12 protein-coding genes are annotated in these 14,149 nt (G+C 46.2%); 8 read left to right on the forward strand and 4 right to left on the reverse strand.

What is annotated here, in order from left to right; genetic code table 11:
* Window positions 1-143: 143 nt before the first annotated feature.
* Window positions 144-1,526: an MATE family efflux transporter gene (locus R7E47_RS21140; protein WP_054701973.1), complete on the forward strand. Its 1,383-nt coding sequence runs from the start codon at window positions 144-146 to the stop codon at window positions 1,524-1,526.
* A 90-nt stretch (window positions 1,527-1,616) separates the two neighbouring features.
* Here R7E47_RS21140 and pfkA read toward each other — a convergent pair whose 3' ends face one another.
* The 3 genes from pfkA to R7E47_RS21155 form a co-directional block, all read right to left on the reverse strand.
* Window positions 1,617-2,579, reverse strand: a complete 963-nt coding sequence (gene pfkA / locus R7E47_RS21145; protein ID WP_005381521.1) for a 6-phosphofructokinase — start codon at window positions 2,577-2,579, stop codon at window positions 1,617-1,619.
* Between the two features lie 283 nt (window positions 2,580-2,862).
* Window positions 2,863-3,771 carry a CDF family cation-efflux transporter FieF gene (fieF, locus tag R7E47_RS21150; RefSeq protein WP_053350704.1) on the reverse strand — a complete coding sequence of 303 codons (909 nt, stop codon included), beginning with the start codon at window positions 3,769-3,771 and terminating at the stop codon, window positions 2,863-2,865.
* Between the two features lie 111 nt (window positions 3,772-3,882).
* A complete protein-coding gene (locus tag R7E47_RS21155) occupies window positions 3,883-4,395 on the reverse strand; it encodes a CpxP family protein (protein ID WP_213906768.1) in 513 nt (170 codons plus the stop codon).
* Window positions 4,396-4,585: 190 nt separating this feature from the next.
* Between R7E47_RS21155 and R7E47_RS21160 the strand changes: the two genes are divergently transcribed.
* The 4 genes from R7E47_RS21160 (at window position 4,586) to trmL (ending at window position 8,068) form a co-directional block, all read left to right on the forward strand.
* A complete protein-coding gene (locus tag R7E47_RS21160; protein WP_005382384.1) occupies window positions 4,586-5,275 on the forward strand; it encodes a response regulator in 690 nt (229 codons plus the stop codon).
* Window positions 5,275-6,669, forward strand: coding sequence for an envelope stress sensor histidine kinase CpxA (cpxA, locus tag R7E47_RS21165; RefSeq protein ID WP_054579327.1), 1,395 nt, complete (start codon window positions 5,275-5,277; stop codon window positions 6,667-6,669). The genes R7E47_RS21160 and cpxA overlap by 1 nt, the downstream gene beginning before the upstream one ends.
* 174 nt (window positions 6,670-6,843) lie before the next feature.
* Window positions 6,844-7,452, forward strand: a complete 609-nt coding sequence (locus R7E47_RS21170) for a superoxide dismutase (protein ID WP_005382382.1) — start codon at window positions 6,844-6,846, stop codon at window positions 7,450-7,452.
* Window positions 7,453-7,588: 136 nt separating this feature from the next.
* Window positions 7,589-8,068, forward strand: coding sequence for a tRNA (uridine(34)/cytosine(34)/5-carboxymethylaminomethyluridine(34)-2'-O)-methyltransferase TrmL (trmL, locus tag R7E47_RS21175; RefSeq protein ID WP_005382381.1), 480 nt, complete (start codon window positions 7,589-7,591; stop codon window positions 8,066-8,068).
* A 70-nt stretch (window positions 8,069-8,138) separates the two neighbouring features.
* Here trmL and R7E47_RS21180 read toward each other — a convergent pair whose 3' ends face one another.
* Window positions 8,139-8,657 (reverse strand): FxsA family protein, encoded by a 519-nt coding sequence (locus tag R7E47_RS21180; protein WP_005382380.1) that lies wholly within the window; start codon window positions 8,655-8,657, stop codon window positions 8,139-8,141.
* Window positions 8,658-9,088: 431 nt separating this feature from the next.
* Here R7E47_RS21180 and aspA point away from each other — a divergent pair, with 431 nt between their 5' ends.
* The 3 genes from aspA to R7E47_RS21195 all read left to right on the forward strand — a co-directional run bounded on the left by aspA (window position 9,089) and on the right by R7E47_RS21195 (window position 14,018).
* Complete coding sequence (aspA, locus tag R7E47_RS21185; RefSeq protein WP_005382379.1) at window positions 9,089-10,540, forward strand: aspartate ammonia-lyase; 1,452 nt, start codon at window positions 9,089-9,091, stop codon at window positions 10,538-10,540.
* 176 nt (window positions 10,541-10,716) lie between these two features.
* Complete coding sequence (locus R7E47_RS21190) at window positions 10,717-12,024, forward strand: anaerobic C4-dicarboxylate transporter (protein WP_005382378.1); 1,308 nt, start codon at window positions 10,717-10,719, stop codon at window positions 12,022-12,024.
* 161 nt (window positions 12,025-12,185) lie between these two features.
* Window positions 12,186-14,018 (forward strand): protein-disulfide reductase DsbD, encoded by a 1,833-nt coding sequence (locus R7E47_RS21195; protein ID WP_225455800.1) that lies wholly within the window; start codon window positions 12,186-12,188, stop codon window positions 14,016-14,018.
* The last annotated feature ends 131 nt before the right edge of the window (window positions 14,019-14,149 follow it).

Raw genomic sequence — 14,149 nt, forward strand, 5'->3', positions numbered from 1 at the left:
GATCCCAAGGGGGTGGCACAAAATTTTTGTGACTTAGTTAAAATAACGAACAACTAGGCAACGGTTTGCGTTAGAAATGCTCACTCGCTCGGCATCTCGCTTTCTTGTATCCTTGCATTTTGCTCACCAGATAGTTGTCACACATGCAGGAAAATAACAAGCTGGAACCCCAAGCGACCGATAAGCATGGTTTGTTGACCGCACCCATTCCTGAAACGCTGCGGAAAATGACCGTACCCATGACCATGGGCATGATCGCAATTTTGATGTTTAACTTGGTGGACACGTTTTTTATCTCGTTGCTTGGCACTCAAGCGCTAGCAGCTATCAGCTATACCTTCCCTGTCACCTTTGCGGTTAACTGCATTACGATGGGGATTGGGATGGGACTATCGACCAATATTGGTCGCTTGCTTGGGCAAGGTCATGCACCACAAGCTGCTCGGTTCACCACCCACGGTTTGTTGTTAGCCGTGTTACTTGTGGCTATCACGTCTTCTATTGGCTTTACCACCATTGCGCCATTGTTTCGTTTTCTTGGTGCGTCTGATGATCTCATCCCTCTTATTGAGCAATATATGCAGGTCTGGTATCTCACCATTCCTCTGCTAGTGATCCCAATGGCGGGCAACAGTGCTATCCGAGCTACTGGCGACACAAAAACACCAGCAAAAGTCATGATGTTGGCTGGTTTGATTAATGGCATGCTCGATCCATTGTTGATTTTCGGTTATGGCCCTTTTCCGGAACTTGGCATTCAAGGCGCAGCCATAGCAAGTGCCTTTAGCTGGTTAGGTGCTTTGTGTGGCTCATTCTATGTGCTAATTAAACGGGAAAAATTGCTTGCTCACCCCCAATGGGCTTTGCTGAAACAAGACTGGCAACAGACACTAAAAATTGGTACCCCTGCTGCGCTATCAAACGCGATGAATCCGTTGTCCGGTGCCATTCTGATGATGCTGTTATCCAACCACGGTACAGCGGCGGTTGCTGCTTACGGCGCAGCGCAGCGTATTGAGTCCATATTGATTTTAGTATTGATGTCGCTGACCTCTGCCCTCACACCGTTTATGGCACAAAATTTAGGAGCCAAACAACCGCAACGAGCCTTTTCCGGTTTATTTATTAGCATGCGTTTTGCAGTGGTATTCCAAGGGTTTATCTTCTTGATGATGGTGCCGCTGAGCATTCCTCTGGCTGCGCTGTTTTCTCAGGAAGATGCGGTGAAAAACCTGCTTTGGCATTATTTACTGGTGGTGCCATTTAGTTATGGCTTCCAAGGCATCGTGATGATGTTAGTCAGTGGTTTGAATGCGATGCACAAGCCATTGCGTGCATTCCAGTGGAGCTTTATGCGGCTGTTCATTTTTACCTTGCCATCGGCGTGGATCGGGAGCCAAATCTACAGTATTGAAGGCTTGTTTATCGGTATCGCGGTTGGGAATACGTTAGGTGGGCTACTGGGCTACTTGTTTGCGCTGCGCGAGCGCAAATTAACGCTCATAGAACAGAGCAGCGTGTCTTAACACTCGTCTATCACTAGTTTCTTTTTGTTGATTCTCAAATACAAAAAAACCGCGGAAAGCCGCGGTTTTGTTTATCTATTTCAAGCTTGCTTAGAACAACTCTTCAGCAACTTTGTATAGATCGTTGCGTACTGGACGCTTCATGTTTTCGATTGCGTCGATGATATCGTGGTGAACAAGTTGCTCTTTCACGATACCTACACAACGACCACCATGACCTTCGATCAATAGGTGAACAGCGTAGTTACCCATACGAGATGCTAGTACGCGGTCAAATGCAGTTGGACGACCACCACGTTGGATGTGACCAAGTACTGTTGCACGAGTTTCACGACCTGTCGCGGCTTCGATGTCACGTGCTAGTTCATTAGCATCCATCATTAGCTCAGTAAGCGCGATGATCGCGTGTTTCTTACCTTTAGCGATACCATCTTGGATGTTGCTGATCAGCTTGTCTTTGTCTAGACCAGTTTCCGGAGTGATGATGTATTCACAACCGCCCGCAATTGCAGACATCAGAGTCAAATCACCACAGTGACGGCCCATGATTTCTACAATTGAAATGCGTTGGTGAGATGAAGAAGTATCACGTAGACGGTCGATTGCATCGATAACGGTGTTTAGTGCACTTAGGTAGCCCACAGTGTAATCAGTACCTGCGATATCGTTGTCGATTGTGCCCGGAAGACCGATACATGGGTAACCCATTTCAGTCAGTTTCTTCGCACCCATGTACGAACCATCACCACCGATTACCACTAGCGCATCGATACCATGCTTTTTCAGGTTCTCAATCGCTTTTTCACGAACTTCCACTTGTTTAAACTCAGGGAAACGTGCAGAACCTAGGAACGTACCACCTTTGTTGATCACATCTGAAACGCTAGAACGATCTAGCTTCTCGATGCGGCCTTCGTATAGGCCTAGGTAGCCGTCGTACACACCGAATACTTCCAATCCTTCGGATAGTGCTGTACGTACTACGCCGCGTATCGCAGCATTCATACCAGGTGCGTCACCGCCACTTGTTAAAACACCGATCTTCTTAATCATGCTCACCCTCGATCTTTGGCAATCAATTATTTAATTTTCTTTTAGGCCCCTTGTTACCAAGCAACCTGCATAATCCAGAACTGTGCGTTATGTTACATTTCCTCTACAGGATTACCAATGAAAACGCACTTTTTTATGTAACTTTTCTACTTATGTAAGAGTATTACAGTTTCTCTATGAAACTTTGTTGATTCATATCAGGATCACGAATCTTAATAAGTATTGATGGAAAGATAGTCAATAAGTACCTTTTTGTCGTCGGGCACTGATGGATTTTTCAAGCCTACCAATCTTGCGCTTTCTGCTCTTTCTCAGGTCCGAAAACGACAGACAATGGATCTTGATGGATCAATACGTCCGCATCAGGAAACAGAGCCAATAAATTATCTTCCACTTTATCAGCGATGTAATGCGCCTCAATTAATCGTAAGTTATCGTCTAGCTCTAAATGCAACTGTATAAAGCGCGTCGGTCCGGACATTCGCGTGCGTAACTGATGCACGCCCAATACCCCTTTTACGCTCAAACAAGCTTGGTTAATTTGCTCAAGTTCTTCATCGGGCAACTTTCTATCAAGTAAGGTTTGAATCGCTTCGCTGACCATTTTGAAAGCGCTATAAAGAATGAAGACACCAATACCAATCGCAAACACAGCATCCGCTTGAGTCACTCCAAAATAACTGAGCCCCAGAGCAACCATGATCGCAGCATTCATATACAAGTCAGTCTGATAATGCAGAGAATCCGCCGCTATTGCTTGGCTCCCCGTCACGCGAACCACATGTTTTTGGAACATCACCAAGCCAAGTGTGACCACAATCGCAAACAGCGATACATACACACCTAACTCCGGTGCGTGTAAAGCATGCGGGCGGAAAAATCGGTCAATCCCGTTAAGAATCAAAAATACTGCCGAGCCCGAAATAAACATTGCTTGGGCTAGGGCCGCTAAGGACTCAGCTTTACCATGTCCAAACGCATGTTCGCGGTCTGCCGGTTGTAAGGCGTAACGAACCACCACAAGATTCACAACCGAAGCCGCGATATCTAACATGGAGTCAATCAATGACGCCAATAAGCTCACTGAGCCGGTTACCCACCACGTGATGACTTTTACTATCAGAAGAAGCGTCGCCACAATGGTTGCAGTCCAAGCGGCGGTCGTAACTAAACGTGCGTATTGCTGTTTCATAATCAAAGAGTTAACTAAAACCATACGTTGAGTATATTGAATGACCATGAAATAACCAGATCAAAAAGAGGCAACCAATGGCTGCCTCTTTATATAACATCAATTCATGACTTAATTATTGCGCGACTTTTCCATGCGCTTGTGCATTCTGTCGCCACACTCTTGCATACGTTCATTTTGTAGCTCAACAAATTTCGCTTTCTGCTCAGGTGTTAATACGCTAAGCATTTGGTGCTTTCTTTCTAGCATTTGCACGCGACGTTCCGTTTGGCGCTCAACCATCTCTTTTGCTAATTCGCTAGCTTGAGCTTCATCAAAGTTATCCGCCAGCAAAAGCGATTGTACTTTTGCGTGATGCGCTTGACGCTCAGCCATACGTGCTTCTTTGCCATCAGCGAATTTTGCTTTCATTTCTGCTTTGTTTGCTTCACGCATTTCATTTAGCTGATCTTTTTGTGCATCAGTCAGGTCTAGTTGACGCATGACACCTCGGTCCATACCCATGCCGCATTCGTCACGAGGGCCTTTATGATGGTTTTTACCACCGTAAGCGAATGCGCTTGCGGCGCCAAGAGTAAGAGGTAGAACAACAGCAGCTAACACAAGTTTTTTTGCAGACTTCATAATACGATTCCTTACACAGGTGAGTGGTTCTTCTGAGCTGTTCTCACAGCGCTTGAGTATAGAATACGACCCGCTAGGTAAAGCGACGTATAGGGAGCGTAAAGAATCGTAAAGAGTGATTTTTCTCCTCTTCGTTGCGCATCATTCCAATGTAATATTAGGCTATCGGTAACTTACTATAGGTGCCCCCATGGCAAACATTCTTTTAATCGATGACGATATCGAGCTAACCAGCTTATTAAAAGAAGTACTCAGTTTCGAAGGGTTTGACGTCAGCGAAGCAAATGACGGTGAAGCCGGCTTAGCCGCGATCAATGATAAGATTGATTTGATTTTGTTGGATGTCATGATGCCAAAACTCAATGGCATGGAAACGCTGAAACGCTTACGTGAAAATTGGGAAACTCCCGTCTTGATGCTGACCGCTAAAGGGGAAGAAATTGATCGCGTGATCGGCTTGGAACTGGGCGCGGATGATTATTTACCAAAACCTTTTAGTGACCGAGAGCTGTTGGCGCGTATCCGTGCGATTTTACGCCGCACTAGCAGCACACAAAAAAATACCAAAAACAGCGATTGCATTGAGTATCAAGAAATCCGCCTCTATCCCGGTAAGCAAGAAGCGTATTGTGAGCAACAGCTACTCGACCTCACGGCAACCGAGTTTGCGCTACTCACCCACTTCGTACAAAACCCAGGACAAGTGCTGACCAAAGAGACACTGAGCTTAGATGTGCTTGGTAAACGACTCGCTGCTTTTGATCGCGCTATCGATATGCATGTCTCGAACTTACGTAAAAAATTACCAGATCAAAGCAATGGCAAGCCGCGAATTAAAACCCTGCGTGGTCGTGGCTACATGCTGCTTGAGGAGGATTAATGCACCTATCACGCATCAAACTGCCAAACATCAATAGCCTGTATGGACGCATCTTTGCCATTTTTTGGTTCACCATGTTATTAGTATTGATAGCCGTGCTATCACTGCCACATTTGGACCCACGCAAAGCTCGCGATATTCCAGAAGAACACTACAAACGTATGGTAGAAACGCGTGACTCAATCCAACAAAAATACAGCCAGCAAACTGATTTAGGCCGCATACTTTTTCGTATCGAGGGCAACCGCCACGGCAAGCACGACCCTCGCCCACGAGTCTTTTTTTCTGACTACAGCGGTAATGTTCTTACGACAGAAAAACGCAGCAATTTTCAATTGCGTGCCATGCAAAACTTTGTCACCAGTATCGAAGATTACAATAATCCAAAGCAGAAGCTGTATGGTCGATACATGATTGCGGGCCCAATTCCTATCACTTTGGCAGGTTCCGATATCTTGATGTACGTGGGCTTCAAGTGGAATGAGCCACCACCTCTACTCCTGCGTCTGTTTGATCACCCATTCCAGCTCTTGCTTGCGGTCATGCTGGTTAGTACACCATTGCTGTTATGGCTTGCTTGGGCTTTGAGTCAACCAGCACGTCGTCTTGAAGCCGCTGCTCAACGTGTGGCGAAAGGTGAATTTGTCACAGACCCAAATTTAGAAAAAGGCACGGCGGAGTTTCGTCAAGCAGGTAGCAGCTTCAACCAGATGGTCGAAGCGGTTAATCAGATGATTTCAGGACAACAACGTTTGCTATCCGATATCTCTCACGAGCTGCGCTCACCTTTAACTCGTCTGCGCATGGCAAGCGCATTAGCGACGCGTAAACAAGGCGAAAGCCCAGAACTGACTCGTATCGATACCGAAGCGCAGCGCTTGGAACAGATGATCAGCGAACTATTAGAGCTTTCTCGCATGCAGGCGAACAGTCATATGACTCGCGAAACACAGCCACTAGAAAGTTTATGGGAAGAAATCATTAAAGATGCGCAGTTTGAAGCAGAGCAAATGGGCAAACAGCTACACTATTCAGAATTACCTAAGCGCAATATTTCCGGTAACCCTAAACTGCTGATGAGTGCGGTGGAAAATATCGTTCGTAACGCCATTTACTACGGAAAAGATGAGGTACAAATCGACATCAAAGCCGATGACGATACGCTTCGTATCACGGTTGACGATAATGGAGAAGGTGTACCAGAAGAGGAACTGGCCGCGATTTTTCGCCCGTTCTATCGCGTTTCCACGGCACGCGATCGCCACTCTGGCGGCACAGGTCTCGGCCTAACCATTACCGAAAGTGCCATTCGCCAGCACAGTGGCACGATCGCAGCCAGCCGAAGTCCTTTAGGCGGATTGCGTATGAGTATCACCTTACCGATCAATTGTTAGTCTCAATTTGATGAACTAACAATAATTCGCACCATATTTCTAGAGTGAGTGATTAACAGCCCCACCCTCACTTTAGAAATTGGTGAGGCTTCTTAGAATACCCTTACAAAGATCAAAGTTGATAATAATTATCGTTAGCATTAAAGTAAATTTTCCAATTAAGGAGGATTTACTATGTCACATACATTTCCCGCTCTGCCTTACCCGTACGATTCACTAGAGCCGTACATCGACGCGAAAACCATGGAAGTGCATTACAGCAAACACCACAAGACGTACTTTGATAAGTTTGTAAATGCCGTTGAAGGGAGCGAGCTCGAAACTCAGTCATTAGACGAGATCTTTGACAATATCTCTAAGCTCAGTCCAGCAGTACGTAATAATGGTGGCGGCTATTACAACCACATCATTTATTGGAATTGCATGTCACCAAACGGTGGCGGAGAGCCTCAAGGCGCGCTTGCTCAAGCAATTAACGATAAATTTGGTAGCTTTGCGCAATTTAAAGAGGCGTTTGCCCAAGCTGCCATCAATACCTTTGGGTCTGGCTTTGCATGGCTGATCGTAAAAGATGGTGAGATTCACATTACGTCCACCAGTAATCAAGACAACCCTCTGATGGACGTAGTGGATGTGCGCGGTGAACCAATCCTCGCATTAGACGTGTGGGAGCACGCGTATTACATCAGCTACCAAAACCGTCGCCCAGAATATATTGATGCGTGGTGGAACGTCGTCAACTGGCGAGCAGTTGAAGAAAACTATGCTCACGCTCTCTTATAAAGAGCATCGCTACTTACGGTATTAACATCCGCGCTAATGCCTGCTTTCATACCCAGGTCAATTTTGCTGAATCTCGCATCTCTCGGTGACTTGGGTATATACTGCCCTTCTCTTTGACCAACTCTATTTCAATACCATGTTTGATATCGCTTTATACGAACCAGAAATCGCGCCGAACACCGGCAACATCATTCGACTATGCGCCAACTGCGGTGCAAACCTTCACTTAATTGAACCTCTGGGTTTCGATCTTGAAGAGAAAAAAGTCCGCCGTGCTGGTTTGGATTACCATGATTTAGCTCGCGTAACACGCCATAAAAACTATCAAGCGTTCTTAGAGTATTTAGAGAAAGAGAAGCAAGGTAACTATCGATTGTTTGCCTGCACCACCAAAACCACAGGTCACCACGTTGATGCACAATACCAAGCGGGTGATGTTTTGATGTTTGGTCCAGAAACTCGTGGCTTGCCTGCTGAAATCATCGATAGCTTGCCAATGGAGCAGCGTATTCGCATTCCAATGATGCCAGATGCGCGCAGCCTAAACCTTTCGAATGCCGTTGCGATCATTGCTTTTGAAGCATGGCGTCAAATGGGCTTTGAAGGCGCATTGTAAGCAGCACGAATTCCAAATACAGAAAAGGGCGCTTGATGCGCCCTTTTGTTTTCTTTACTGTCTAACTCAATCAGTTGAGCTTGTTGCGATCATCATCGTCTTTACGCTCGTATTCCCCTTCGAAGGTCTTGCCATTATCTGACTGGGAATCAAATGGGTCACGACGGAACGGGTCTTGCTCAAATGGCCCCTGGTTAGAGAAACCACCTTGGAAGCCACCGCCATGCATGGTTTTCACCACCATTTTGCTCATCAAGTATTTAGCTATCGCGGCGCGTGGCGCAGGAAGCAACACCAACATACCAAGGGCATCGGTCATAAAGCCCGGGGTTAACAGTAGCACGCCAGCCACCGCTAGCATTACGCCTTCAAAAATTTGCTGGGCTGGAATTTCACCTTGTTCAAGACGCCCCTGTACTGAAATCAGTGTTTGTATACCTTGGCTACGAACCAACGATGCACCAACAAATGCCGTGATTAAAACTAGTGCAATGGTCGGCCATAAACCTAAAAAGCCGCCCACCTGAATAAATAAGCCGATTTCAATGATCGGAACAAAAATAAACGCTAATAATAAGATAGGAAACACACGCCCTCCTTTGTTTAATTCAGTGTAATGGTAAAAGCAGACTAAGCTCAAACGAATCGTTGTAAAAAAGCGTGTTCATACTGGTCTCCTTCTCTTTTAGGCAAAGTAGCAGGAGCACGTTTCATTCAATTGCATACCGATTTTTTCGTGCTTTTAAAGTGCTAATTTCGAACTCTAAAAACTCATGTTTGTCGAGGAAAATCGAGTACCTATAAAGGGTTATTAATAACCCGTTCATACTTTGCAAATTATTGACTCATGAAAAACGAAAAAGGTGATCTAGTTACTATTTTTATGCGCTAGGTGCAGTATCATGTGCCACATAAGTCAGGACGGATTTTCCAGCCAAAAATTCTGATGAATGGATTCTAGATTGCAGAAATGGCTAATAAATAACTTTATTATCAGAATTATCATCTAAGGATCCTGCTATGGCTACCCTATCTGATGCTCCAAAAACAGCAAACCCAGCCACTCGTATTGAAGAAGATCTATTAGGTCAACGTCATGTCCCTGCAGATGCGTACTACGGTATTCATACGCTACGTGCGATCGAGAACTTCAACATCTCTAATATGACCATCTCTGACGTACCAGAATTTGTACGCGGCATGGTAATGACCAAAAAAGCAGCAGCGTTAGCAAACAAAGAACTTGGCGCTATTCCAAAAGACGTTGCAAACTACATCATCGAAGCGTGTGATTTGATCCTAGAAACTGGCAAGTGTATGGATCAGTTCCCATCAGACGTATTCCAAGGCGGTGCAGGCACTTCAGTTAACATGAACACGAACGAAGTGATCGCAAACGTTGCGCTTGAGTTGATGGGTAAAGAGAAAGGCCAATACGAATTTGTTAACCCAAATGACCATGTAAACAAGAGCCAATCAACCAACTGTGCGTACCCAACAGGTTTCCGTATTGCGGTATACAACAGCGTACACAAGCTAATGGAAGCAATTGAGTACCTAAAAGGCGCATTCGAACTTAAAGCCGTTGAGTTTAAAGATGTACTGAAAATGGGCCGTACTCAGCTTCAAGACGCAGTACCAATGACAGTCGGTCAAGAGTTCCATGCGTGGGCGGTAACACTAAACGAAGAGATTCGTGCTCTAGATTACACATCTAAACTCCTCCTAGAAATCAACCTAGGCGCAACCGCAATCGGTACTGGTCTAAATACACCAACTGGCTACCAAGCGCTTGCAGTAAAACACCTAGCGGAAGTAACAGGCCTTGACGTTGTTGCAGCAGAAGACCTTATCGAAGCAACGTCTGACTGTGGTGCATACGTAATGACTCACGGCGCGCTAAAACGCCTAGCAGTGAAACTATCGAAGATCTGTAACGACCTTCGTCTACTTTCTTCTGGTCCTCGTGCGGGTCTAAATGAATTGAACCTACCTGAAATGCAAGCAGGCTCTTCAATCATGCCAGCTAAAGTAAACCCAGTTATCCCAGAAGTAGTAAACCAAGTTTGCTTCAAAGTTCTCGGTAACGACAACACGGTTTCTTTCGCAGCAGAAGGCGGTCAGCTACAGCTAAACGTAATGGAACCAGTTATCGCACAAAGCGTGTTTGAGTCTATCTCTCTACTACACAATGCGTGTGTGAACCTACGCGATAAATGTATCGACGGCATCACTGTGAACAAAGAAGTTTGCGAAAACTACGTTTACAACTCTATCGGTATCGTCACTTACCTAAACCCATACATCGGCCACCACGAAGGTGACATCGTAGGTAAGATTTGTGCAGAAACTGGTAAGAGTGTTCGTGAAGTCGTGCTAGAGCGCGGTCTGCTTACAGCAGAGGAGCTTGATGAAATCTTGTCAGTAGAAAACTTCATGCATCCTACTTACAAAGCAAAACGTTACGAGTAATAACGAATCCGAAGGGGGCCACTCAGGCCCCTTTTTTAGGCTCTCATACGGTTAACCACATTTTTTATATGCTTTTATTGCCGCTAAACCACTAGGTTCTCATTCTCTGAGCATTTACTCCTGTTCCTGAGTGTTCAAAAAATCAGAATCAAATAAAAAACTAAAGAGGTATCAATATGGTCATGGTCGAACTCTTCGTGGTTCTGCTCTTCATCTATTTGGGGGCAAGAATCGGTGGTATCGGCATTGGTTTTGCCGGTGGTGCTGGGGTCATTGCGTTGTCTTTGATCTTGGGCGTACCAACAAGCCAAGCTTACATTCCCGTTGACGTAATTTTGATCATCATGTCTGTAATCACCGCTATCGCAGCAATGCAGGTAGCGGGTGGTTTAGACTGGATGGTGCAAGTTGCTGAAAACTTTTTGCGCAAGCATCCTGAGCGCATCACCTTTTATGCGCCTATCGTAACTTACCTAATGACATTAATGGCGGGTACTGGCCACACGGCATTCTCTACTTTGCCAGTGATTGCAGAAGTAGCGAAAGGCCAAGGCGTGCGCCCTTCTCGTCCACTGTCTATCGCGGTCGTAGCATCGCAAATCGCTATCACCGCATCACCAATCTCAGCGGCTGTTGTAGCGTTCGCGGCAATGCTGCACCCATTTGGCGTTGACTACCTAACACTACTAGCAATCTGTATCCCAACGACGTTCATCGCGTGCATGATCGGTGCGTTCGTGGCGAACTTCATGGGCTGTGAGCTAAAAGACGATGCTGAATACCAAGAGCGTCTAGAAAAAGGCTTAATCAAGCTAAATACAGAAGCAAAACGCGAAATCCTACCAACAGCGAAGAAAGCAACATTCATCTTCCTAGGCGCAATCGCATTTGTCGTGTGTTACGCAGCAGCAATTTCTGGCTCTGTTGGCCTTATCGAGAACCCTGCTCTAGGTCGTAACGAAGCTATCATGACGGTAATGCTAGCAGCTGCGGCAGCTATCGTAATGAGCTGTAAAATCGATGCTGGCAAAATCCCAGCAGCAGCAACATTCCGCTCTGGTATGACAGCATGTGTGTGTGTTCTTGGTGTGGCATGGCTAGGTTCTACGTTCGTTAACGCGCACGTTGACGGCATCAAAGAAGTTGCGGGTGCGCTACTAGCAGACTACCCATGGATGCTAGCACTCGTTCTATTCTTCGCTTCAATGCTGCTTTACTCACAAGGTGCAACCACTGTTGCGCTGATGCCAGCAGCACTTGCTATCGGTGTGGCACCACTTACCGCAGTTGCATCTTTCGCAGCAGTAAGTGCGCTATTCGTGCTGCCAACTTACCCAACGCTTCTAGCAGCGGTTGAGATGGACGACACGGGTTCAACTCGTATCGGTAAGTACGTATTCAACCACCCATTCTTTGTACCTGGTGTGGTAACCATCGCTTCTGCGGTAGCACTTGGCTTCGCATTCGGTGGTCTACTGATCTAGTAGAAACAGAGTCTTACTCGGGGAGCTTCGGCTCCCTTTTTTATTGCCTGTTGTCTTGATTTATGCTCAATAAATCTTCATTTTCATGAAACTTATTGACTCGCCTCCGGGTCTGATTGAGTTACACTAACGGCAATTATCTAAGATGAATTGACTCTTTTATGCGCGCATTACTTTCCGTTTTACTCTTAGGGCTCATTACCTTTTCCACTCCGTCTTTAGCTTTATTTGGCAAAGACCAGTTTAACAGTAGCCAGAACAACAGTTTTGGTAGCAGCAGCGACAGCTTTGTTCCGGTTGATCAGGCGTTTCCATTTAACTTCTACCAGCAAGATGACAAATTGATGCTCGATTGGCAGGTACGTGACGGGTACTACCTATATCAAGAGCGCTTGTCTGTAGCTGGTGAGAAAGTATCGCTAGGCGAACTGCAAATGGAAGACGGCACACCGCATAAAGATGAATTCTTTGGTGACGTGCATATCTATACGCAACCTCTCTTCGTTAACGTACCAATGTATGATTGGCAAGACGGTGCGCGCGTGGTGGTGCAATACCAAGGTTGTGCGAAAGCAGGCTTCTGTTACCCGCCAGAAACTCGCGTGATTCCTATCAGCGCGTTTACTTCGTCGAACTCAGATTCAACAACGGCGACAACTGCATCAAAAGCAGAACAGGCACCAACAGCAACGCCACCAGCGGTGCAATCATCTACGTCTGGTGACACATCATCAGTGCCAGTAACACAGCAAGATAGCCTTGCTGCCAACCTTGCTGATAACTGGTGGACACCACTTCTGTTCTTGGCGCTTGGTGTGGGCTTGGCGTTTACACCTTGTGTGCTGCCGATGTACCCAATTCTGACCAGCATAGTGCTTGGCAGTGGCAAGCTAAGCCAACGCCGCGCGCTAGGCTTGTCATTCGTCTACGTGCAAGGCATGGCACTGACTTACACCCTACTCGGCCTTGTGGTGGCATCTGCAGGTATGCAGTTCCAAGCGGCAATGCAACACCCTTATGTGCTGATTGGCTTGAGCGTACTGTTCATCGCACTCGCTTTGTCTATGTTTGGTCTGTACTCATTACAGCTACCAAGCAACGTTCAAACGTGGTTAAACAACCTCAGCAACAAACAGCAAGGCGGCAGCAGTGCAGGCGTATTCGCCATGGGGGCGATTTCTGGACTGGTGTGCTCACCATGTACCACGGCACCTCTGTCTGGTGCGCTACTTTACGTGGCACAAAGCGGCGATTTGCTTACCGGTGGTATCGCGTTATACGCGCTGGCGATGGGCATGGGTATTCCGCTGATTCTTGTTGCGGTCTTCGGCAACAAACTGCTACCAAAAGCAGGTGGTTGGATGGACCGAGTGAAAACACTCTTCGGCTTTATTCTGCTTGCCGCACCTATCTTCTTACTAGAACGCATCATGCCAGAAATGTGGTCAACGATTCTGTGGTCAGCACTGGGTATTGCTGCTTTTGGTTGGCTATACCACATCAAAAACAGTCTAGAGTTTGGTGGCTGGAAACAAAGTGCCGTGGGCATAATCGCCGTCTTAGGTTTGCTAGCCTCAGCACAACCTATCTTAAATTACTGGTTTGGCAACAGCACAACACAAACTCAGCAAGCCACTGTTAGCTTTACTCGCATTGCTAACGTGGCGGATCTTGAAGAACAACTGGCACTTGCGAAAGCGGCAGGTAAACCCGTCATGCTCGATTTCTACGCCGATTGGTGTGTAGCATGTAAAGAGTTTGAAAAGTACACCTTCCATGACCCAAGCGTCGAAGCCAAACTGCAAGACTTCGTTCTTCTGCAAGCGGACGTGACCAAAAACCAAGTGCAAGACATCGAACTACTGAAGCACATGAGTGTGCTTGGTTTACCAACAATTGAGTTTTGGGATGCCAGTGGTGAACACGTTTCAAACGCTCGTTTGACGGGCTTTATGCAAGCCGAGCCTTTCTTAGAGCATATCAAGCAGTTCTGATAACCAGATATTCAAACGCCAGTGATGTCCACTGGCTTTTTTTGTTGCTCAGATTTGAATAAGAACATTGCGTTTATATGCAATTTTCCTAATAAAAGTCGATTTGGTTCAGACTTTTAGCGAATAAATAT

The sequence above is a fragment of the Vibrio sp. Vb1026 genome (assembly GCF_033338745.1).
GTDB lineage: Bacteria > Pseudomonadota > Gammaproteobacteria > Enterobacterales > Vibrionaceae > Vibrio > Vibrio alginolyticus.